Below are 21,075 nucleotides of genomic sequence, written 5' to 3' on the forward strand. Positions count from 1 at the left end.
AATGCTTACCGCAGCCGTGTCGGCTTCGTGTTTCAGCAATTCAACCTGTTTCCGCATCTGTCGGTGCTGGACAACATCACGCTTTCGCCGATGCGAGTGCACGGCCTCAAGCGCGCGGATGCGGAACGTAAAGCAGCTGAATTACTCGCGCGTGTCGGTCTGTCGAACAAGGCCAGTGCGTTTCCGCCGCAATTGTCCGGTGGCCAGCAGCAGCGAGTCGCGATTGCGAGAGCATTGGCGATGGATCCGCCGGCAATGTTGTTCGACGAACCTACCAGCGCGCTCGATCCCGAGATGGTCGGCGAAGTGTTGAACGTGATGAAGAGCCTCGCGCAGGAAGGCATGACGATGATGTGCGTCACGCACGAGATGGGGTTTGCGCGCGAGGTTGCCGATCGCGTCTGGTTTATGGACGCAGGGAAGATTCTCGAAACGGCTGAGCCGGAGGAATTTTTCTTGCGCCCGAAACACGAGCGGGCGCAGCGATTCCTGTCCGATCTTCGCTCGCATTGAGGCAAGCATTGAAGCAAGCAAGGCGGTATGGCCTTCGCGGCACAGATACAGGTTCAGATTCAGATTCGGTTTGACCACCGTTGATCAGCAGTCGATTGCTTTACACATAAACTTCAGGAGCATCACGATGCAGGTAAAGAAGATTTTCGCGGGGATGTTGGTCGTTGGCGGCGCGGTTGCATCGATTGCCCCGGCACATGCTGATCAATTGGCCGATATCAAGGGCCGCGGCGAGTTGAGCTGTGGTGTGTATTCGAACGTTGAGCCGTTCTCGTATCCGAATGCGCAGACGCGCCAGCTCGAAGGCATGGACGTCGACCTGTGCAACGCGGTGGCGAAACAGTTGGGCGTGAAGGCGAAGCTCGAACCGTTGGCTGTCGAGGCGCGCATTCCGCAATTGAAGCTGGGGCGCGTTGACATTGTGGTCGCCAACCTGGCCTACACCAAAACTCGCGCTACGCAGATTGCCTTTAGCGACTCGTACTACTCCACCAAGGAAGTTCTTGTCGTGAAGAAGGCCGATGCTAGCAAGAAGCTGACCGATTTCGCAGGCCAGAAGATCAGCGCTGCCGACGGCTCAACGTCTGCTCAGTCGATTCCAATTTCGATCAAGGATGGCCAGGCGGTGACCTTTCACGATACCAGCTCGGCGTTTCTCGCACTCGAGCAGAACAAGGTCAAAGGCTTCGTGACCAATCAGATGACTGCCACGAAGATCGCGAAGCAGGTGGATGGCACGGACGGCGCGGTGGCGATCGCATCGGAACCGATGCTGATCGAGCCGATCGCGGTTGGCTTGCGCCAGAACGAGCCGGCCATGCTGAGCGCGGTCAACAAGGCCCTGGCTTCGATGGAGCAGAGCGGCGAGATGAGCGGTATCTTCGACAAGTGGCTCGGACCGAAGACGCCTTATGGCCTGACCCGAACCGACAAGGTCACGCCGATCGACCAGCTCAAGTTCACGCCGGTGTCCTAAGGCGGAAAGTGTGTGATGCAGCGGCGCGCTTTCATCCGTGCGCCGCTGCCGGTTGAATGGCCGGCGCGATTCCGTTCTTTGGATCGCATGCCGCGACGACGTAGCTGGATTTTGCAACGTGACACATAAAATAGTGGTGATGGGCGTGTCGGGCTCGGGTAAGTCGACACTTGCACGCGAGTTAGCAGTGGCGCTGGAGGGCGTTTTCATCGAAGGAGACGAGCATCACTCGGCGGAAAGCCGCGACAAGATGTGTCGCGGAATCGCGTTGTGCGACAGTGACCGCGAGCCGTGGCTGGACCGCCTCGCCGAGCTGGTGGATGATACGCATGGAACGGCCGTACTGTCCTGTTCCGCGTTGAGACGTTGCTATCGGGAGCGCATGCGCGCGCGTGTCGCCGGGCTGAGATTCGTGTTTCTCGACATCACCTTGGCCGCAGCGGTTGCACGGGTTTCCAGGCGCCTGGATCATGAGTTTCCAGCGACATTGGTGGCGAATCAATTCGCAACGCTCGAGTCGCCTGTCTGTGAAGAGGGTGTGCTCCACCTTTCCGCTTCGCTGCACAGCGCGTGCGGTCTGAGAGAGGTCATGCAATGGCTGGACGCGCCGGACGGTGCTGGATGGAAGTCGGACGAATTAGCGTTGAAGAGGAGTTGAGTTGAACAACAATCTGAAGATGTTCGATCTGTCGGGGCGTCGTGCTCTGGTTACCGGGTCGAGTACGGGTATCGGTTATGCGCTGGCCAAAGGATTGGCAGGTGCCGGCGCTGAAGTGATTCTGAATGGTCGCAATGCGGCCAGGCTCGCAGAGGCTGTCAGCCGTTTGCGCGATGAGGGCGCGACTGTTCATGCCGCGAGTTTCGATGTGACGTCGGCCACTGAGGTCGATGCTGCGATCGCCGATATCGAACGCGACATCGGTGCGATCGACATTCTCGTCAACAACGCCGGCATGCAACGCCGTGCGCCGCTCGAACAGTTTTCCCATGCTCAATGGGAAGAGCTGATGAAGACCAATGTCGACAGCGTGTTCCTGGTCGGTCAGGCGGTCGCGCGGCACATGATCGCTCGCAAGCGCGGCAAGATCGTCAACATCTGTTCGGTACAAAGCGAACTGGGCCGCCCCAACATCGCGGCCTACACCGCGAGCAAAGGCGCGGTGAAGATGCTGACGAAGGGCATGGCAATCGACTGGGGACAACATGGCATCCAGGTCAATGGACTTGGGCCGGGCTACTTCAAGACGGAGCTAACCGAAGCGCTCGTCAAGGACGAAACGTTCAGCAACTGGCTGATTGGACGCACGCCATCGCGACGCTGGGGCGATGTGGAAGATCTCGTCGGCGCTGCCGTGTTTCTGGCGAGCGACGCGTCGAACTTCGTGAACGGCCATATCCTTTACGTGGATGGCGGCGTGACTGCTACGTTGTAGGGCGTGGATCAGTTTTGACGGTCATGTTGCGCGGCACCTTATGCGACTTGCGTGCCACGCAGCGAGCGAGCCGCGAACGGTGCCGCGCCAGCAAACGTTGCTTGCGAACCCAATTCGCGCTCGATACGGATCAACTGGTTGTATTTTGCGGTTCTGTCCGTGCGAGAAAGCGACCCCGTCTTGATCTGGCCGCAGTTGGTCGCGACGGCGATATCCGCAATGCTAACGTCTTCGGTTTCTCCCGAACGATGTGAAATCACCGCGCTGTAAGAGGCGCGGTGGGCCGCTCTGATGGTGGCCAGCGTTTCGCTGAGCGTGCCGATCTGGTTCATCTTGACGAGTATCGAGTTCCCCATGGATGCGTCGATACCATCCTGAAGCAGCCGTTCGTTGGTGCAGAAGATGTCGTCGCCAACGAGCTGGCATTGGCTGCCGAGCCGGGACGTCAGCAATTTCCAGCCGGCGTAATCGTTCTCGGCGACACCGTCTTCGATAGAAACGATCGGATACGCGGCCACTAGCCCGGCCAGATAATCGACTTGCTGTTCGATGCTGCGCTCAATGCCTTCGCCGCGATAGACATAGCGTCCGTCCCTGAAGAACTCGCTGGACGCCGGGTCTATCGCCAGCGCGATATCGACGCCGAGTCTATACCCCGCCTCCTCGACTGCGGCGACAATCAGATCGAGCGCTTCCTCAGCGGTGCGCAACGGAGGGGCGAAGCCGCCTTCATCTCCAACATTCGTATTGAACCCCCCACGCTTGAGCGCGCCACGAAGCGTGTGAAAGACCTCGGCCCCCATGCGCACACCGTCGGCAAACGATGTTGCGCCTGTCGGCAAGATCATGAATTCCTGGAAATCGAGCGGATTGTCGGCATGTGCGCCGCCATTGATGATGTTGATCATCGGAACCGGCAGCACAGACGCCTGCACCCCGCCAAGATAACGAAACAGCGAGGTCCGGCTGAAAGCGGCCGCGGCGTTCGCTGCGGCCATCGAGCAACCGAGAATCGCGTTCGCGCCGAGACGTTGCTTGTTTTCGGTGCCGTCGAGTTCGATCATGGCTTGATCGATGTCACGTTGGGCCGTGGCGTCCATGCCAATCAGCGTGTCCTGCAGATCGGTGTTGACCGCATTGACTGCCACGCTGACGCCTTTACCCAGATACCGGCCTGGGTCGTTGTCGCGCAACTCGACGGCCTCGCGTTCTCCAGTTGAAGCGCCAGACGGCACCGTTGCCCGGCCTTTCGAACCATCGTCCAGCGTGATCTCGACTTCAACCGTGGGATTGCCTCGGCTGTCCAGGACTTCGTAACCAATGACCTGCGCGATCCGGCTCATTTTTTGACCTCCTTTACGATAGAAAAACTGTCCGATTAGCTTCCACTGAACGCGAAGATACGCACTCGTGTAGCATTCGAAAACCGAGTTTTATTGCGAGATCAGTCAGTTTTTTTAACGAAGGAATCTTTCAGGTGCGTACACTTCCCCCGCTATCTTTGTTGCGCGCGTTCGAAGCAACGGCCAGAAACGGTTCCGTGACCAAGGCGGCCGAAGAGCTGTTTCGAACCCACGGTGCGGTCAGCCGTCAGTTGAAGCTGCTTCAGGAGCACGTCGGCTCAGCGCTTTTCGACAAGGAAGGCACGGGGTTGAAGCTGAATCAGCACGGGCAGGACCTCTATGTGCTCGTCAGCTCAGTGTTCGAGCAACTCGAGCACGGCTATGCCAGGCTGCAGGCTCAGGTGCAGGGCTCAGGCTTGCATGTGGCATGCAGCGCGACGTTTGCGATGCGTTGGCTGGTGCCGAACCTTGCCGATTTCTATCGCGCGCGTCCGGACATCCGGATCCGCCTGTCCATGACTTCAGCTCGAGAGATCAGGACGGAAGGCGCTGATCTTGTCATTGCGTGGGATCTCACTTCGTATCCCGAGGCGGACCGTGCCCGTGCAATTCCGCTGGCACCTGTCGCTTTCGGGCCTGTATGTACACCGGGCAACAGGCGCTCGGCAGCAAAGGGGACGCGTATCGCACACGACTTCACATCGAGTGCGTGGACGCATTGGGAGGCACAGACGGGCACCAGAATTGGAACCGGTGGCCGGATCACGTTTCCCCATACACACCTTTGCATCGAGGCGGCACTGTCCGGTCTGGGCGTGGCGCTCATCGAGAAACGGCTTGTAAGACGGGAGCTGGACGAAGGGCTTCTGGTGGCGCCTTGGGGATTTGTTCAGCTTCCGTTTGGATTGATGGCCTTGCCTGCCGCAGGGCGAACCTCGCCGAAGGACCTCAACGAGTTCATAGCCTGGTTGCGCGCGCGGCTTGAATATACGGACGCTAGCTAGGGCTGCTGTGCGGATGGTTGCTTTACTTCCAATGGCAATCTCAATGCGCCGCGCGCAACGCCTCGTCAGCGAGAGCTAGCCGTGACGCCATGACCTTGACGACAAATCGATGAACTTGCTGCGCGGTCTCGGGATCGTCCTGTTCAAGCGCACGTAACGACTCGAGCGTCAAACGCCGGACACGCGCGGGACCCTCAGCAAGCACGTCCGCGCTGCGCACTTGTCGCGTGTACACCGCCATTTCACCGACGATGGTACCAGGCCCAAACGAACGTAATCTGAAGGACCTGCCGTCCGCAAGCGGCAGTAAGACGGTGACACGCCCGCGCTCGACGAAGTACATGGCGTCCCCTGGCTCACCGTGACGGAACACCGCCTGCCCCGCGTCAAGCTCGCGCACTTCCAGAAGGGCCAGCAGCCTTTCAAGCGCGCACGGAGTGAAATGCGGCGCGAGCATCGCCTGGAAATCCTCTTCGCCGCGCGGCAGCGCGCGTGAGTCCGACGCGAGAACTGTGTCTTCAACCCATTCCAGCCCGGCGTCCAGCGTAGCGAACTCGTGAATCCGGAGGTTCAGCGTGCCGGTCTTCAGGAGCAGGTCACGCGAGCGTGCCGGCAGCCCCGTCAACACCAGGTCTGCGTCAAGCGTTGCGCACAGTTGCCTGAGCTTGACGAAGCTGACCGATACCGACGCGTCCAACCCGTTGGTCGAAGCGAAGTCGAGCACGACAAAGCGGACGGGTACCGGCCCGTGCTGGGTTAGCCGTTCGCGCACGCGCTGCAAGATCGAATTGGCGGTGCCGAAGAAGAGGAAGCCCTGCAAACACGTTCCGCACACCTGTGCGCCTAGTTCGTGAAGCCGTCCGGTTGCCTCGATACTGCGCTCGACATTCGATGTGCGCGTACTGCCATCGAACTCCATCCGGACGCAACTGATACGGCCGTACAGCAGGGCGAACATCACACAGGCGGCGATGACGCCGGCCACCACGCCCGGGACCACACCGTAGAACGCAATAGCGCCCAGAATCAGCGGTACGAGCAGATACTCATGCCAGTTGAGCTGGCGATATGCGCCCACTAGCCACTGGATCAACAGGCGTAGTCCCATGAAGAGCTGCAGCCCGACCAGCACCGGCACCGGAAATAGCGCCACCAGGTCCGGCGAGACGGCCAGTACGAACAGACACGCGAGGGAGGCGAATACGCCCGCCATACGGCTTGTCGCACCCGCGCGTGCGTTGAGCATCGATCGGTTGTACGACTGATAGCCGACCATTCCGCCTAACATTCCGCTCGCGATATTGGCGATACCGGCCGCCCGCATTTCGCGGTTCAGATCGATGTCTTCGCCCGTGGCCGCGCCAATTGCCGTCGAATTCATCAGGATCGTGATTGCCGAAATCGACGTGACCATGAGTGTCTCCGGCAAGTGCGCAGCGATGGCCGACCAGTCGACGCTCCCGTGCGCCAGCGATGCCGGCAGATGCAGCTCTGGAATCCGCATCGCGTGCAGCGCCGCGCGCGGAAGCAATAATCCCGTGTTGCGAGCGTCGTCGATCGACAAGCCTTCTGCAAGCAGGAGCACGTAAAACAGTGCGATGCCGAACGCAAGCGTGATCGGCAGCGCCGCAGCGTGTTTCCATGTGCGCGACAGGAGCGTGGCTAACGCGCACACCACCACGGCGGGTGCCCATGCCAGCCAGTTCAGGTGCGTCACCAGCGCCAATGTGTGCCAGTTCAAGGGCTCGCCGGTCACGACCCGAAACGCGCCGGCTAGCAGGAGAAAGCCCGTGCCGGCCAGGAAGCCGCCTACGACCGGATAAGGCAGGAATTGCAGGGAACGGCTGCGCTTCGACGAACCGACCGCATACAGAATGACGCCTGTCACCACGGAACACAGCGCGATGGCGATCAGCACCGTCAGCAGAATTGTCTGCGGCGTACCGCCATTCGCGCGCACGCTGCTCGCGACGCCGGCCGCCACACCGGCAAGAAACGCCGTCGCGTTGCCGTCGGGTCCGGCGATATTCATGCGCATCGAACTCGTCAAGGCGATCACCAGCGCCGTCACGACGCAACTGATGAAGGCGGTGGGTACGCCAAGCTCGGTGTAACGGGCGAGATCCGCGCTGAAGATCAGGGTGCCCAGGCTCATTGCGTAGCAGAGCATCACCAATGTCGACACCATGCCGGCCGACAGGTCTCCGACCAGGCCCGTGATGCGTGGCGCGGAGCGGGCAACAGGCGAGGAACCTGTGGTAGCTGGCTTCACGGTGCCTCCCGGTGAGGGCGGATGGAATCTCGCCCGGTAGCCGTTTCCTTCACGCTGGACGTACACTGTATTTTAGGCGGGAAGGACTTGAACACGGAGTGCGTTGCGCCAGTCGCAGCGCGGCACCAGGCGGTGCGCCGATTCGTATGATTGTTCGTGCCACGCGGCCCGGTTCAGGCATACGGTTCGACGACCCGCACCGCAATGAGTTGCGACGCAGCATGCGTGTTCGTACACGCACCGGATTGGGCGGCGGCGATGGATATCGATCAGTGGCTGCATGCATTGGGGCTTGAGCAATACGCACCCGCATTTGCCGGGAACGACATCGATCTCGCGATGCTGGCACAGCTCGACGACGCGGACCTGAAGGAGCTCGGCGTCCTCTCGCTCGGCCACCGCAAGCGCCTGCTGGCGGCGATTGCCGAGCAGCGCGGCGCTGCAGTGTGCGCAGAGCCACCCGCCGCGAATGCGCCCGCCAGCGAGCGCCGGCAAGTCACCATTCTCTTCGCCGATCTGTGTGGTTTCACCGCGCTGTCGCAGACGCTCGATCCTGAAGAGTTGCGCGAGTTGACAGGTCGTTACACCGCGCTCGTCGATGGGATCGTCCTCGGTTATGGCGGCACGATCGACAAGCACATCGGCGATGCCGTGATGGCGATCTTCGGTGCACCGCGCGCACACGATACCGATCCGCTGCGCGCGGTGCGTGCCGCACTGGAGATTCATGAGGCACTTAACGGACTGGGCGAGCAGGGCGCGCCTCCGTTGAGGGCGCATGTGGGCATCGCCAGCGGCGAGGTGGTCGCGGGGCCGCTCGAACGCGCGGATGTTCAGGACTACACGGTGCTTGGCGACTCCGTGAATCTCGCCGCCCGGCTGGTTGCCGCCGCCGGCCCCGGTGAAACGCTGCTCTCCGATAGCGTGCATCGCGCGCTGGGCGATGGTGTGATGAGCGACGCCGTCGGCGCAATGCGTTTCAAGGGGATCGACTCGCCGGTGCAGGTGTGGCGTCTGCGCGGTCTTCCCTTTGAACCCGTTATGGCGAGCCGCAGCGTGTTTGTCGGCCGCAAGGCTGAACTCGAGCAGTTCAAGGGCGTCGCCCGCACATGTCTCGAGCAGCGAGCCGGCCACGTTGTTTATGTCCGCGGTGAGGCGGGCATCGGCAAGACGCGGCTCGTCGACGAAATGCGCTGTTTCGTCGAAACGCTGGGCTTTGCCAGCCACCGCGGCCTCGTGCTGGATTTCGGCGTGGGCAAAGGCCAAGACCCCATTCGCACCATCGTCTGCAGTCTGCTGGGCTTGCCGCCCGCGGCCGGCTCCGACGAGCGGCGCGCGGCAGCCGAGCGGTTTGCCGCGTCCGGCGCCGTCGGTCCCGATCAGTTGATGTTCCTCCACGACCTCCTCGATCTTGCGCAAACCGGCGAATGGCGCACGCTGTACAACGCGATGGACAACACCGCCCGGACGCGCGGCAAGCGCACGGTTGCCGCGGCGATCGCGCAGGATGCCTGCCGGCACGGGCCGACCATGATTGTCGTGGAAGACCTTCACTGGGCGGATCCGCAGGTGCTCGGTTACCTGGCCACCTTCGCCGTAGCGATCGCGAACGGCCCGGGCCTGCTGGTGATGACTTCGCGCGTGGACGGCGATCCGCTCGACGCGGCATGGCGGGCAGGTTGCCGCGGCACGCCCTTCGCCACGATCGACCTTGGCCCATTGCGCCGCGACGAGGCGCTGAATCTTGCCGGCAGCTTTATCGATGCGACCGAACGTATCGCGCGTGCCTGCATCGAGCGAGCCGGCGGCAATCCGCTGTTCCTCGAACAGCTCCTGCATAACGCCGAAGAAGGGAGTGAGGAGGCGGTCCCCGCGACGATCCAGAGCCTCGTGCTGGCGCGCATGGACCGGTTGACTGCGCGCGACCGCGAGGCCTTCCAGGCTGCCGCGGTCATCGGGCAGCGCTTTGGCCTCGCGTTGCTGCGGCAGCTGATCGACGCACCGGAGTACGTCTGTCACGGGCTTGTCGCCAACGCGCTCGTCTTACCTGAGGGCGAAGATTTTCTGTTTGCTCACGCGCTCATCCAGGAGAGCGCGTACTCGACACTGCTGCGGGCGCGCCGGCGCGAGTTGCATCGCCTCGCCGCCGACTGGTTTGCGGCGACGGACCCCGTACTGCGCGCCCAGCATCTCGACCGGGCCGAGGACGAGCGTGCACCGCGGGCCTACCTCGACGCCGCGATCGCACAACGCGCGGCCTACTTTGCCGACGCGGCATTGCGGCTCGTCGAGCGCGGTCTGCAAATCGCGCAAGCGGATAAGGATCGCCATGCACTGATCTGTTTCAGGGGCGAACTCCAGCGAGATCTCGGCGACATCGCCGCATCGATCGCGACGTACCGTGCGGCGGTGGCTGCCGCTCCAGACGAAGCGAGTCTCTGCCAGTCCCAGCTTGGGCTCGCTGAAGGTCTGCGGGTGAGCGAAGGCCTCGCCGAAGCCCTCGCACTGCTCGATGCGGCCCAGCAAGTGGCGCAACGCCTGGATCAGGTACCTGAACTCGCGCGCCTGCATCACCTGCGCGGCAACATCTTCTTTCCGCTCGGCAGGATCGACGATTGTCGTACCGAACATGAGCGCGGGCTCGCCTATGCCCAGCGCCTCGGCGCGCCGGAAGCGGAGGCGCGCGCGCTTGGCGGCCTTGCGGATGCGGCCTACGCGCAAGGGCGCATGCGCACTGCTTTCGAGCACTTCAGCCGGTGCGTTGCGCTAAGCCGCGAACACGGCTTCGGCCGCATCGAGGTCGCGAATCGTTCGATGGCGGGCTTTAGCAGGATCTATCTTAACGAGGCACGTCTGGCGCACGAGGACGTCAGCGGCGCTGCACGCACCGCCGCGCTGGTCGGGCAGCCACGTGCACAGATGCTATGCGAAACGCTGGGCGCCTTTGCCAGCTACGAATTGGGCGACATGCAGGCTACGCTCGCCCATCTCGAGCGCGAGACGCTGATCATCCGTCAACTGGGCGCTCGCCGCTTCGAGGCACAAAATATGGAAATGCGGGCACGCGTGCTACTAGCGACCGACCATCGGCGTGAGGCCACGGCGTTGTTGCGTGAAGCGCTGGCGCTGTGCCGCGAGGTGGGCACGCAGTTCAGTGCGCCCAAGGCGGTGGGTGCACTGAGCCGTGCCGTCGAGGACGACGGCGAACGCGCGCGTCTGCTCGCCGAAGGTGCCGACATGTTGGAGCGCGGCGCGGTGGGTCACAATCATCTGTGGTTCTATCGTGACGCCATCGAAGCGATGCTGTCCGCCGGCGACTCGGCTGGCGCACTGCGCTATGTCGCAGCCCTCGAAGGCTATACGCGCGCCGAGCCGCTGCCGTGGGCGGACCTGTTTGTGGCGCGCGGCCGTGTTCTCGCTCGCGCGCAGCAAGACTACGCTGGTGAAGAAACACAGCGCGAACTCGAGCGTGTGCGTGCAGCCCTCGTGGATGCCGGCTTCAACAGCTATCTGCCTGCGGTGGACGCTGCGCTCGCCGCGTAGCTAATCAGAACGTGCCGGGCCCCGGTCAAAAGGTAGCCGAAAAGGCCTGCTGAACCTTGCCTGGGTTAGTGATGCCGTTTGCTCCATCGGCAATAAGGTGGTCTCCTACAAGGATTTAACAGCGCAAAGAAACAGGGCGTTCCGCAGCCGCTGTCGCGAGAGCCACGCATTGCTGTGCAAGGACATCGGTTGGATCGACAAGACTCACGCGTGCGCCAGTCATGCCCACGAAACTCGTCTGTGGCAATAAAAGCGGCAACTCGGTACATCCCAGGACGATGACCTCGACGCCCTCCGCTATGAGCCCATCAATGGTAGCGGCAATGTCGTCGAGGCATTGCCCGGTAGTGAATCCGGCTTTTACCCCTTCCTTGCCGTAGATCGCATCCATCACGCGGGCCTGCAATTCCGCGTTCGGAACGATTTGCCGCAAACCCTGCGATTCGAGGGCCTTTTCATAGACGCCGCTTGCGATCGTGCCGGAGGTGGCCAGCACGCCAACGGAGCGCAGAAGCGGAAACCTTTCGCGCAGATGACGGACCGTCACCGTCAGCATGTTGACGATCGGTATGCCCAGATACGGTTGAATGCGTTCGACAAACGCGTGAGCGGTGTTACACGGAATCGCGATGAGGTCCGCGTCGCCCGACTCGAGCTTCTTGCAGGTCGCGTAAAGCGAAATCGTCGGGTCGGGTCCGCCACCTATGAGGTTTTCTGTGCGGTCTGGAATCTGCGGATTCTGTTCGATCAGAAGCCTGATATGGTCCTGATCCCGATTCGCCGGCGTATTGCGTACGATCTTCTGCATGAAGTCCACCGTCGCTGCAGGCCCAACTCCACCGACCACGCCCACTTTGAAAATGGATTCGGGCAAACCGTATTCACCCGCGATCACATACTGCGCATACGCAAGATTCGAATCGATCAGCGGTACTCGAAATGAGCCCATTTCCTCCGCCACGAGCGCAATCTCCGTCAGACCCGGCACGATGATTTGTGCGCCTTGCGCGATGAGGTCCTCGCACGCCTCGCGCAGAAGCGCGACGGGCCGGCCAGACAGATTTCCGCTCTTGATGCCGTTCGCGCCGTAGACGGCTTCGGTGATGAGGTCGACACTGTCGCGCGGGCGGGGATGAATGACTTCAAATTCCGGCTCCGCGAAATACTTCTCGAATAACCCCTTTCGATGGGTGTAGTCCGAGGTCAGCACGCCGATTCGTCGTGCGGCGGGAAATTTTCTTCGGACATGGCTGCGGACGGCTTCCACCATATCGACAATCTGCAAGGGCGAGTTAGCCTTCAATTCGTCGATAAACGTGTGGCTGAGAAAGCAGGGGAGTACGACAGTCGTCACACCCCTCTTCTCGAAACCGCTAATCATGTCGAAAATGTACAGTTTCCGTTGAGTCGTCGCCTCGCTTCCTATGGCCGCGCTTCGGAAGGGATGCTGCTCGAAAATGACATCGACGTGTTCGGCATCGCTCGAGGCGGGCGTCGATTTGACGAGCTTGAAAAAGACATCCGCGCTCGCCAGTGGACCCAGGCCGCCCACCACACCGAACTTTTTCCCGCTCAGCACGTTTGCGCTGATCATTTTGCTTCGCCTTGCAGTTGGCCCAGGACAACGTTGTTCTCTGCGTCGTTCTGCCTGGCAACCCGCTTGGCCTCCCACTTCGCAATCACGGCCGTCGCGATACTGTTACCGATCACGTTCGTCGCGGTTCGGCCCATATCGAGAATCTGATCGATGGCGAGGATCAACACCACGCCGGACGGCGGCAGATGAAACATCGGGGCAACGGCCGCAACCACCACCACGGAACCTCTTGCGACACCGGCCATTCCCTTGCTGCTCAACATAAGCACCAGCAACATCATGATTTGAGCGCTGAGCGGCATGTCGATGCCGAAGGCTTGCGCGATAAAGATCGCGGCAAACGCCTGGTACATCATCGATCCGTCGAGGTTGAACGCGTAGCCGAGTGGCAAGGTGAAGCCGACGACCTTCTTGTCGATACCGAACTGTTCAAGCTTCTCGGTCAGACGCGGATAAGCAGCTTCACTGCTTGCAGTAGAGAAGGCGAGCATCGCGGGTTCCCGGACCGCTTTCAACAACTTCCAGATCGATTTGCCCAGAAAAACATGACCAACGAGGATGAGCACAGCCCACAGCAGGACGAGACCGAGATAGAAGCTTCCGACGAGCTTGCCGTAGGTGGTCAACACGTCCAGGCCGTGCACCGTAATCGCGGAGGCAAGCGCGCCGAAGACACCAATCGGAGCGAGCCGCATCACATAGTCGGTCAGCTTCAGCATCGCGGGGACGAGTGCATCGATGCCGGCGATCAACGGCGTGACGCGCGGGTCCGTTTTGATGGCACTCAGCACCACACCAAACAGCACGGAAAAGACGAGGATTTGAAGAATGTCATTCCGAGCCATCGCATCGATGATGCTGGAAGGGAACGCGTGCGTGACGAAGTCCTTGAAGTTCAGCCCCGCGGTGTTGAGGCCGGTGGCGACATCGGAACTGGTCTGCGTCATATGCAAGCCGGCGCCGGGCTGCAGCGCGTTCGCCAGGACGAGGCCAAGCGCGAGCGAGAAGAGCGACGCGCACACGAACCATCCCACCGACCTGAAGCCAATTCTGCGCACGTCGCTCGTCCCTTCCATTCCGGCGAGTCCGGACACCAACGTAGCGAAGACGAGCGGCGCGATAATCATCTTCACAAGCCGCAAGAAGATGTCGGTAATGATCGAGAAGTAACCGGCGATTGTCTTGGCTTCAGCAGCATCGGCTACGGTCCGATGGCACACGTAACCGACAATCACGCCGAGCATCATGCCGACCACAATATAGAACGTTAGGCGGTTTTTCATTTCCATCAGTCCGAGAAGGCGCACAACGGTCTGACGCGACCACCGTACGCTGGCAGGAGGCAAAAACGCCGCTAGAGGAGCGACGTTTCTGTGTATGGACGGATGATAGAGATGATCAAAAAAGACTCAATGCGGGTCCTGCATGGAGATATGCGAGACTCGCATAACGCGGGATTACCCTTAATCGACAGCCGGCGATTCGGCGCGAAGGTGGCGCCAGAGCGTGTCCAGAAACTCACTGCGATTCGAGGCATCCCGGTAGACGCGAAGTTCAACTTCGAGGTGCCACGTATCCCGGCCGGCTGGGACGAGTTCGCCCGCTTCGAGTTCGGCGACGATCGAGCTTTTTGGCAGCCAGGCCACGCCTTCGCCTTCGAGGACCAGTTTCTTGAGGACCTCGGCCATGTCGGATTCGTAGTGAGGCCGCAAAGCTGGGGTTGCGTCGACCCGGCCGAGGAGGAGTGCGAGGCAGCGGCCGAAATAGCTGGTTTCCGTGTACGTAATCAACGGCAAGGGACGCGCGGCCGTGCCCGGCAACCGGAATATCGGCGCGCCACGCGGATTCGGCCGGCAGACTGGCATCAGTACATCGACACCTACGGTGAGATGCTCGTACCTGATCGGGTCGAGGTGGAGAGGCAGTTCCGGGTGATGATAGGCAAACATCAATTCGCAGTTGCCGTTCACGAGCATCAGGATGGAGTCGTGGACATTGGCGGGTATTACCCGGGCACGTACCTCGCCGAAACGGGCAGTGAGCGCTTTTAACCAGGCAGGCAGGAAACTTAGCGCGATCGTGTGGCCTGCTGCAATCTGCAAGCCTTTGCCCGCCATACGTTGGTCGATGCGAATGATGGCTCGCGTATCGAATAGCTTCCCAAGAATATCTACCGCTGCCTCGCGAAACAGTTGTCCGGCAGGCGTCAGCGTGGGAGGGAAGCTGCTTCGGTCGATGAGGTCCGCGCCCACCCACTGCTCAAGCGACTGAATGCGCCTGCTGAAGCCCGACTGGGTGACATTCCGAAATTCCGCCGCCCGCGAGAAGCTCTGATACTGGGAGAGCGCGATGAAGTCCTCAATCCACTTGATTTCCATGTCGGGTCCGATGTGTGTGGCGAGTGTGCGTGCTGTCAGTGTGCTTGATCATCGATCTCGCCTCACAGCATGCGCGAGCGGTTCGTTTCTATCTTGCCTGCGATCAGGCTTACCGTTGCGCGCCGAATGGAAAAACTCTTCGCTTGATCCCGAAACCGGCTGGCCACATCCGCAGTGCGTTCAATGACCGCCTCCGCGGCACGGGCCGGTACACCCGTCAGGTTGGCAAGCTGCAATAGATGCTTACGCGCCGGCTCACGGCTCTCGCCGCACACGTCCATTTGATGCTCGCCACCCGGCCCTTCGTTGAAGGTCAAGTCGTAAGCCGGTGAGAATTGCCACTGCCCCTGCGCAGACAGGCGGAACGAAAAGTTTTTTGTGTGGTCGTCCCGATTGTTGAACACCACATTAAACACACAGCGTTCAAAGGCCCGCAACACTTCACGCTCGTCCCGCGTAATGAAGCGAGTCAATTTCAGAAGCGAACCATAGTCAATCGATGGATATCGGAAGTTGGCGTTCAGCGCGCCGGCAGCGGTGTGCATTGGCACGCGCTGAGCGCCAGACCGGTCGAAACGCTCGATGCCGAATGCTGAAAGACGGGGGCCGAGGTCAAAGTACCTTGTTGCCGGCACCGGAATTTCACACGCTTGCGCAAGCACGGCATACAGCGCCTCGACTGCGCACACTTCCTTGTGGTCGTACTGGGCAGGAAATTTGACCAGCCAGGGCGTGCCGGCACTCTGCTCCGAATTCGACATGCGGCCACTGTGCGGGTCGAAGTTGACCAGCACTTTAGGGCGGGCGCCGTGAGGTGAACCGCCCATCAGGACGAGTTCACGCAGCAACTCGGTACTGCCGTCCGTCATCACTTCGCGGACCTCCCGGGCAAGCTCGATCAGTTGCACATCTGAAGGTTGAAGATCGTCTCCCTGAGTCGGCTCAAAAACAAGAGCACCCATTGCCTTCTCGCCAATGAACGCAAGACGGTCGAGCGGGGACATCCGCGCAGGCTCCCAACCCCGCTGCCGAAAGAGACGGTCCATTAGTAGCATGCCCCAGCCGTCGGGCAGGGCATCAGAAACGAGCCCTGGCAAGCGGAACTGGTAGTCCGGGAAACTATCGTAGGCCTGCTGACGCAATGCCAGATGCAAGGGCGAAAGCTCGAGACCGCGTTGCAGCGCTTCGGAAGAGTACTCGAATATCAGGTTTGTTCCGTCGTCCCCGAGCTTGCCCAGTTCGAAGCGCTCGCTCCAGCCGGCGTAGACGACGCTCAGTTTTTTCATCGTCACCTCCGGGAAGCTCGTTCGCGCGTGGCGCTCGCCTGCTCCATCGCGCGAATGGAGTTCGGTTTGTATTCGAATAGAGGCGACAGCGAGCCGGTCAGCCCAAGCGCCATAGCTACCCGGAGAAGACTCTCAAGCGTTGCCTTCCCGGTACGCTCGAGGTTACGTACCACGCGTTCCGACACCCCTGCACGGGAGGCCAGTTCACTCTGCTGCAGATTCTGGGCGAGGCGCTGCGCGCGTAGCCGGTGACCCAGCTCAAGCGCAATTTCATCTGCGGTAGCGAGATCAAAGAGCAACATTTCGCCGGTTATCCTTTAAATTCACCGATAAACGGTGATATTTTACCGGTTGATGTTCAGTGCGGCAAGGCAAGTCGCAGTTAACAGGCAAATTTTTGCCGTTTACGTTGGATTTTCGCGGTTAACCGACCAAAAAGTGATGATTATTAGAAATCGACGTTGAAGTCACTCACGATCACGCAGTTGCACCACCTCCCTGCATGGCCGACGATCGCAGCCGCTCCGCATCCCGTCCCGGCGGTCTTCCGAACAGCCGGCTGTACTCACGGCTGAATTGGGAGGCGCTGTCATAACCAACGCTCATCCCCACGCTGGCAATGTCCTTCGACGTGGTCAGCAGTTGTGTGCGGGCTTCCTGAAGCCTGATCTGCTTCTGATACTGCAGCGGGCTCATGGCGGTGACGGCGCGAAAGTGCCGATGGAATGAGGACACGCTCATCGCCGCCAGCTCCGCGAGCTCTTCGGTGTGAAGCATCTCCGCATAATGCATGCGGATCCAGCGAATCGCGCGCCCGACGTGCGACAGACGGCTGTCGGCAAGGCCGACCTGCCGCAGCAGCGCACCCTGGCTTCCTGTGAGTATCCGCCACAAGATTTCGCGCTCGATCATCGGCGCGAGAACGGGCACGTCTTCCGGATGCTCAAGCAACCGCAGCAGCCGCACAAATGGATCAAGCAGTTCGGGCGTCGCTTCGCCGACAGCCGCGCCGAACGGATTCATCGCCACAGGTGCGTCCGATGCAGTGTCGAGCAACAATGAAGCGATAGTCGCGGGTTTCAACTTCAGGCCCACTGCCAGAAACGGCTTTTTCGCGCTCGCTTCGATCACGTGTCCGGACATTGGGAGATCGACGGTCACGACCAGACATTGTCCCGCGTGATATTCGAGGAACTGGTCGCCGAGGGTCGCGCGCTTTGCGCCCTGGGCGACCAGAGCGAAGACTGGCTCGTAGATGCGATGAACCGAGTGCGTTTGGGCGGTCGACACCGACACGATGACCCCGGGCAGGCTTGTTGCCGTCACGTCGTCGACAGCATGGCGGCCAATCAGGGTGCGAAGTTCAGCGAGCGTATCCATAACTCAAACGTATCCTGGCGAGCGATGAAATCGCAAGCTGATCTGCCCGAATCGATCCAATCTGAGAGGATTGTGCAAGAGCTTGCGCGTTTCGGTCTACCGTGCCGCACTCGCGAGATGGTCTCATTGGAGCTAGCCAGTCGGCTCATTTTCCAGGAGAAACTTTATGTCGCTCGATTCATACGTCACACTCGGATCCTCTGGTCTGCGCGTGAGTCCCTTTTGTCTTGGGACGATGACCTTCGGTGAAGACTGGGGTTGGGGCACGAGCCCCGCCGAATCCGAAGCCATACTTTCGGAGTACCTGGAGCGCGGTGGGAATTTCATCGATACGGCCAACATCTATACGCTAGGCCATTCGGAAAAAATCATCGGAGACTTCTTTGCGGCGCGCAAGGACCGTCGCCATCGCAGCGTCATTGCAACGAAGTTTGTCGGCAACCTGCACGTTGGCGATCCGAATGGTGGAGGCGCTGGACGCAAGGCGATGGTCGAACAATGCGAAGCGTCGTTGCGCCGCCTGCAGACGGATTACGTCGACCTCTACTGGATTCACAACTGGGACCGGACCACACCCATCGACGAGACGATGCGCGCACTCGACGATCTGGTTGTCTCCGGCAAGATTCGTTACATCGGAATCTCCGACACACCGGCCTGGAAGGTCGCGCAAGCGCAGACCATGGCGCAGTTTCGCGGCTGGAACCGGATCATTGCAATGCAAGTCGAGTATTCGCTGCTGGAGCGTACGGCCGAAGGCGAACTGATACCGATGGCCGAAGAACTCGGCATAGGTGTCATGCCATGGAGTCCGTTGAAGAACGGCTGGTTGTCGGGCAAATACACGCGCGAAAACACTCAAGCTGTGAAGTCGGAACGCTCGGCGCTTGTCGGTGTGCCGGGTGACAAGGAGTTTCCGGTGATCGACGTGCTTGTGGCGGTCGCCGCTGAACTTCAGGTGAGCCCCGCTGCGGTCGCGCTCGCATGGGTTCACCAACGGCGCGGCGTGACCTCGACGATCGTCGGCGCACGACGTATCGATCAACTGCGGACCAACTTGACTGCGCTGGACCTCGAGCTCAGCGCTGCGCAGATCGCGATGCTCGACGAAGTGTCGAAGCCCGCGCTCAACTTCCCCGCGGATATCAACGCTCATCTTTCGCCGAGTTTTATCTTCGCCGGCGCCACGGTCGACGGACAGCCGACGCAAGCGTTGCCCCTGGTCACCGCAAGCAGCGTTCGGTACTGATGCGAACGGAAGACCGAGGATCGTAACCGGAAGACGGAGAGGGCCCGCACTGAGGCGATCGTGACGCTGCGCAACAATCGGATCAAGTCGGGCCAAAGCGGGGAATGATCCGCTAGTTGCGCAGCGTTCTCAAACCGGCACGAACCTCTTCGGCAAATAATTGCGGCTGTTCCCATGCCGCAAAGTGTCCGCCTTTATCGAGCCTGTTGTAATAGATGAGGTTGTGATACGCCCGCTCCGTCCAGCTTCGCGGGGCCTGATAGTTCTCGCGGGGAAAGACGCTCACGGCTGACGGCACGGATACATCGGCGGCGGCGAGGAAGTTGAAGTGGGACTCCCAATAGAAGCGCGCCGCGGAAATCCCCGTGTTCGTCAGCCAGTAGAGCGTGATGTCGTCGAGGAGATCGTTCCGTGTCAGATCGCCTGCGGATTCTCCATTGACGGGTCGCCCGAACACGGCCGAAGTCAGCGCCGCCGCCGGCTGAACATACCCGTCGCCGTGATCGAGCAGCCAGCTTGCCAGTCCAACCGGCGAGTCCGCCAGTCCGTAGAGCGTTTGCGGGCGTGTTCCCATCTCCAACGCATAGGCACGCCGTTTCTTGGCCGCGCTGCTTAGCTGCTCGTAAGCGTGCTTTTCATCGTCCGAGAGACCGGATGGCGGCGGATCGCCGGCGGCGAGCGCCTTTGCAATCTCGGGCGGAACGGTCGCAGGGAAGTTGACGTGGATGCCCAGCAATTCCGGCGGCGCCTGCTTACCCATCACATTCGCGACGACGCCACCCAGATCGCCGCCTTGCGCCGCAAATTTCTCGTATCCAAGGCGCTTCATGAGTACGACCCAGGCACGGGCGGTGCGCTCAGGACCCCAGCCGGTCGTGGTGGGTTTTCCGGAAAATCCGTAGCCCGGCAAAGACGGAATGACCAGATGAAAAGCATCCGACGCGCTTGCGCCGTATGCCGTGGGATTGGTCAGCGGATCGATAACCTTCAACATCTCGATGACTGAGCCGGGCCATCCGTGCGTGACGATGAGCGGCATCGCATTTTCATGTTTCGAGCGAACGTGGATAAAATGAATGTCCAGTTCGTCGATCTCGGTCACGAAATTCGGCAGCGAATTCAGCTTCGCCTCGCACTTGCGCCAATCGTAATCGGTCGCCCAATGGCGCGCGAATTCCTGAATCATCGCGAGCGGCACGCCTTGCGAGTCATCCGTAACGGTTTCGCGGTCAGGCCACCTTGTGGCTTTGATGCGCCTGCGCAAGTCGATCAGTTGCGATTCCGGCACATGCACGCGAAGTGGACGAATAGCGGTCTTGTCGCCGCCGGCCGGCTTGGCAATTTCAGTAATCGCTTGATTCGTTTCTGCAAAAGCGAGCTGACTCAGCGAGCCCGCGGCAACGGCCGCCGCTGCCACACTAACAAAACGACGGCGAGACGGCGATTGGGGAAGGATGGTGTCTGACATGGCATTTCCGATGGGCGACAAAGCGAGGTTCCCGATCAATGGCAGCGTGGTCCTACGAGCGATTGAACGCGATACGCCCACGCCGAGCGTGCTCAGTGTGGGCGTTGTGGATCGTACGAAGGATCTTGAACCAAGAGGATTACTTACCGTATTGGAAGCATAGTTCAATCCGTTGGAGCTCAGATAATCAGCTGCCGCGATACAAGCTACTGAGCTGCGCGAGCTGACCATCCTGCTGGGCTTGCACCAGTTCGTGGCGGACCTCTGCGCGGGTCTTCTGCGTTGCGCCAGTTTGGCTCGGGTTCCATTGCTGCACTTGCGGGGCGGCCGATTGAGCACTGGTTGTTGCAGGAGCTTCGGACGCGTGAGCGAAGCCAGCGGTAGCGAATGCAGCGAATGCCAAAGCGATCATTGAGGTTTTCATATCATTCTCCGTGAACCAATCAATTAAAAGGAAGGCGCCGCGATGTCAGGAGCAAGGGCAGCAATTCGATCAGTCATCTGCGATTTGCTTGTGTCTTGCATCCGGCGTTGATGCATTAGAACGTCCCGACGTATCTGACTTGTGTCGAGAAACCGGGGCAATTGCAATGTTCTGTATCACCCGGAGGCCCAGATACATTGCGATACGAA

At 60.6% G+C, this 21,075-nt stretch carries 17 protein-coding genes; 7 read left to right on the forward strand and 10 right to left on the reverse strand.

Annotated elements, in window-relative coordinates:
* The 4 genes from BM438_RS29180 to BM438_RS29195 all read left to right on the forward strand — a co-directional run.
* A partial coding sequence (locus tag BM438_RS29180; RefSeq protein WP_143131768.1) for an amino acid ABC transporter ATP-binding protein occupies positions 1–513 on the forward strand: 513 nt, incomplete at its 5' end.
* Between the two features lie 127 nt (positions 514–640).
* A complete protein-coding gene (locus tag BM438_RS29185; RefSeq protein WP_093641600.1) occupies positions 641–1,489 on the forward strand; it encodes a transporter substrate-binding domain-containing protein in 849 nt (282 codons plus the stop codon).
* Between the two features lie 118 nt (positions 1,490–1,607).
* Complete coding sequence (locus BM438_RS29190) at positions 1,608–2,147, forward strand: gluconokinase (protein WP_244179476.1); 540 nt, start codon at positions 1,608–1,610, stop codon at positions 2,145–2,147.
* Positions 2,148–2,166: 19 nt separating this feature from the next.
* Complete coding sequence (locus BM438_RS29195) at positions 2,167–2,922, forward strand: glucose 1-dehydrogenase (RefSeq protein ID WP_093642075.1); 756 nt, start codon at positions 2,167–2,169, stop codon at positions 2,920–2,922.
* Positions 2,923–2,960: 38 nt separating this feature from the next.
* Here the strand turns inward: BM438_RS29195 and eno are convergent, their stop codons facing one another.
* Entirely contained in the window at positions 2,961–4,265 is a 1,305-nt protein-coding gene (gene eno / locus BM438_RS29200) for a phosphopyruvate hydratase (RefSeq protein ID WP_093641606.1), read from the reverse strand.
* Positions 4,266–4,399: 134 nt separating this feature from the next.
* Here eno and BM438_RS29205 point away from each other — a divergent pair, with 134 nt between their 5' ends.
* Positions 4,400–5,269 carry a LysR substrate-binding domain-containing protein gene (locus tag BM438_RS29205; RefSeq protein ID WP_093641609.1) on the forward strand — a complete coding sequence of 290 codons (870 nt, stop codon included), beginning with the start codon at positions 4,400–4,402 and terminating at the stop codon, positions 5,267–5,269.
* 40 nt (positions 5,270–5,309) lie between these two features.
* Here the strand turns inward: BM438_RS29205 and BM438_RS29210 are convergent, their stop codons facing one another.
* Positions 5,310–7,541, reverse strand: a complete 2,232-nt coding sequence (locus tag BM438_RS29210; protein ID WP_279630564.1) for a SulP family inorganic anion transporter — start codon at positions 7,539–7,541, stop codon at positions 5,310–5,312.
* 225 nt (positions 7,542–7,766) lie between these two features.
* Here BM438_RS29210 and BM438_RS29215 point away from each other — a divergent pair, with 225 nt between their 5' ends.
* Complete coding sequence (locus BM438_RS29215; protein WP_244179477.1) at positions 7,767–11,084, forward strand: adenylate/guanylate cyclase domain-containing protein; 3,318 nt, start codon at positions 7,767–7,769, stop codon at positions 11,082–11,084.
* A 115-nt stretch (positions 11,085–11,199) separates the two neighbouring features.
* Here the strand turns inward: BM438_RS29215 and cuyB are convergent, their stop codons facing one another.
* The 6 genes from cuyB to BM438_RS29245 all read right to left on the reverse strand — a co-directional run bounded on the left by cuyB (position 11,200) and on the right by BM438_RS29245 (position 17,725).
* A complete protein-coding gene (gene cuyB, locus BM438_RS29220) occupies positions 11,200–12,678 on the reverse strand; it encodes a cysteate racemase (RefSeq protein ID WP_093641615.1) in 1,479 nt (492 codons plus the stop codon).
* The gene (locus tag BM438_RS29225) at positions 12,675–13,964 is read right to left on the reverse strand and encodes a dicarboxylate/amino acid:cation symporter (RefSeq protein WP_093641618.1); all 1,290 of its coding nucleotides are present in this window, start codon (positions 13,962–13,964) and stop codon (positions 12,675–12,677) included. Before BM438_RS29225 ends, cuyB begins: the two co-directional genes overlap by 4 nt.
* A 180-nt stretch (positions 13,965–14,144) precedes the next feature.
* Complete coding sequence (locus BM438_RS29230) at positions 14,145–15,059, reverse strand: LysR substrate-binding domain-containing protein (protein WP_093641621.1); 915 nt, start codon at positions 15,057–15,059, stop codon at positions 14,145–14,147.
* 62 nt (positions 15,060–15,121) lie between these two features.
* Entirely contained in the window at positions 15,122–16,345 is a 1,224-nt protein-coding gene (locus BM438_RS29235) for a type II toxin-antitoxin system HipA family toxin (protein ID WP_093641624.1), read from the reverse strand.
* Between the two features lie 2 nt (positions 16,346–16,347).
* Positions 16,348–16,647 carry a helix-turn-helix domain-containing protein gene (locus tag BM438_RS29240; protein ID WP_234486737.1) on the reverse strand — a complete coding sequence of 100 codons (300 nt, stop codon included), beginning with the start codon at positions 16,645–16,647 and terminating at the stop codon, positions 16,348–16,350.
* A gap of 175 nt (positions 16,648–16,822) precedes the next feature.
* A complete protein-coding gene (locus tag BM438_RS29245; RefSeq protein WP_093641627.1) occupies positions 16,823–17,725 on the reverse strand; it encodes an AraC family transcriptional regulator in 903 nt (300 codons plus the stop codon).
* A 166-nt stretch (positions 17,726–17,891) separates the two neighbouring features.
* Between BM438_RS29245 and BM438_RS29250 the strand changes: the two genes are divergently transcribed.
* On the forward strand, positions 17,892–18,974 hold the full coding sequence (locus BM438_RS29250; protein WP_093641630.1) for an aldo/keto reductase: 1,083 nt from the start codon (positions 17,892–17,894) through the stop codon (positions 18,972–18,974).
* A gap of 112 nt (positions 18,975–19,086) precedes the next feature.
* On the opposite strand, the gene BM438_RS29255 is transcribed toward BM438_RS29250, so the two are convergent.
* Entirely contained in the window at positions 19,087–20,442 is a 1,356-nt protein-coding gene (locus tag BM438_RS29255) for an epoxide hydrolase family protein (RefSeq protein ID WP_093641633.1), read from the reverse strand.
* 187 nt (positions 20,443–20,629) lie between these two features.
* Positions 20,630–20,866: a DUF4148 domain-containing protein gene (locus BM438_RS29260; RefSeq protein ID WP_093641636.1), complete on the reverse strand. Its 237-nt coding sequence runs from the start codon at positions 20,864–20,866 to the stop codon at positions 20,630–20,632.
* Between the last annotated feature and the right edge of the window lie 209 nt (positions 20,867–21,075).

It is taken from the genome of Paraburkholderia aspalathi (genome assembly GCF_900116445.1).
In the GTDB taxonomy this organism is placed as follows: Bacteria; Pseudomonadota; Gammaproteobacteria; order Burkholderiales; family Burkholderiaceae; genus Paraburkholderia; species Paraburkholderia aspalathi.